This is a genomic window from Mycobacterium sp., assembly GCF_049585075.1.
GTDB lineage: Bacteria > Actinomycetota > Actinomycetes > Mycobacteriales > Mycobacteriaceae > Mycobacterium.
The window spans coordinates 1-1,632 of sequence record NZ_JBAUZA010000511.1 but is presented as its reverse complement, the minus strand read 5'-3'; the positions used below and the strand labels follow the sequence as shown (position 1 = coordinate 1,632).

Below are 1,632 nucleotides of genomic sequence, written 5' to 3'. Positions count from 1 at the left end.
GGGTGAACGCGACGCCAAGCCACCCAGCGCGGCGAGTACCGCGATCGCGCCGACCGCGATCAGCCCGGCCAGCGCGCCGGTAGCCACTCGGTGGGTCGCGGCCAGACCGGTTGCTGCCCAGATTAGTCCAACGACCGCGGCAAGGGCGCCGCGCTGAATGTGGCCGGTACCCCAAGGCTTCAGCCGGGCGGTCGAGAAGATCACTGCCGCGTCGGCGATGTCCTCGACAATCCCGGGTGCGGCCGACCCGGCGGGGATCGGCTGCAACGCCAGCAGATCACCATCGACGACGCCGACCGTGTCCAGGCTGGCGTCGAGGCTAAACGGCGCCCCGCCGACCGGAGCAAGGCTGAGCCGAGCGGGTGTGACTGAGCCGTTGTCTGCCCCGTTCACCTCACCGTCTTGGACGGCGGGAACCACCAAACGCTCCACCGCAGGCAGGATTTCGCGAAGCGGCAGCTCTGCGGGCAGCGCCATCTCGGTCAGCCGACTTTCAGCAAGGATGGCGACCCGCACGATGGGCATGACAGCGCTGGACATCACCGGCTCCTCAGGCTTGGGGGGTCCGCTTGGTAGGACATTGGTTCTCTTTCTCTTGAAGCTCAGCCGGCTCGTTAGCTCGACTGTGTACTGAAGTCTCGGGACACCCGGTTACCCGGGAACCAGTCGCCATCCGGCAACTCGCCGATGAGCTGCTCGACGGCGAGGGCGATCGCGAACGGGGTTCCGGGGCGAAATGTCGATATCCATTCGCCGTCGAAGGCACGCGAGGGGCTGACCAGCACTCTGCCCGCCGTGGTGTCGACGATGCTCACCCCGACCTCGGTGCTGGCGTGCCGGCCGCTGTGTCGGCAGCCCGCGACGATCTCAACGTAGTTGCGCGGCCCGGTGAACACCGACTCGACCACCGGCCGCGCGGACCGCGGGATACCCAGGTAGTCAACGACTTCGGTGAGCGACGCGCCGTTCCGCAGTCGCTCGTCAGCCCGGGCGCCAACCCGGGCCGGGAGGCTGAACTCGTCGAATTGCGCGGGTGGACGTTGCGCCAACCCGACCCCCAGCACCGGCACCAGCGCGCGAGCGTCGTGGATATTCATCGCAGTAAACGTCACCAGCTGCGCGTTGCGCAGCGCCACTACGGTTTTCTGGGTTCTAGCGGTCCCACGGGTGCCGTCGCCGCGCCGCGCGATGATCCCGCGCAGCAGCTCGTCGGCACCGGATGCCGCGCCGGATCCTACGTAGCGCAGGTCCAGCCAGCGGTCCGGGAAGCACACCTGCCGAATCCAGTCGGCGACCGCCGGGTTGACCGCACCGTCCGAGGACATCATGCCCATCCGGGTCAGTTCGGCGGCCTGCCGATCGAGAAACGCGCCCCGCTCAGCGGCGTCCGTGTAGGGCGTGGTGATCGCCAATACCCATGGGAACGTTCCGGCCCCAACGGTTTCGGCGATAAACCACGCCTGGTCGACGGTGAGCTCGACGGCGTTAGGCTGAGCAGCCATCTACTAGCCGCCCCATTTGGCGCCTTCGGCTTGGTCGCGGGCCAGCATCGAGGTGGTGTTGTTCTCATGCGTGCCGGCCATCGCCCGATAGGCCAACACCAACTGCTCCATGGCCTGATTCCACTGCGCC

2 protein-coding genes and 1 pseudogene are annotated in these 1,632 nt (G+C 67.6%); all 3 read right to left on the bottom strand.

The features are described from left to right. Positions 1-540, bottom strand: a 540-nt coding sequence (gene eccD, locus WB785_RS23870; RefSeq protein WP_424082433.1) for a type VII secretion integral membrane protein EccD, incomplete at its 3' end; no start/stop codon positions are given. 74 nt (positions 541-614) lie between these two features. Then, positions 615-1,502, bottom strand: coding sequence for an ESX secretion-associated protein EspG (locus WB785_RS23865; RefSeq protein WP_424082431.1), 888 nt, complete (start codon positions 1,500-1,502; stop codon positions 615-617). A gap of 3 nt (positions 1,503-1,505) precedes the next feature. Beyond that, a pseudogene (locus WB785_RS23860) lies at positions 1,506-1,632 on the bottom strand (WXG100 family type VII secretion target); the annotation flags it as partial.

Coding starts and splice junctions, on each gene's coding strand:
- WB785_RS23865 (WP_424082431.1), bottom strand. CDS start 1,502: ATGGCTGCTCAGCCTAACGCCGTCGAGCTCACCGTCGACCAGGCGTGG.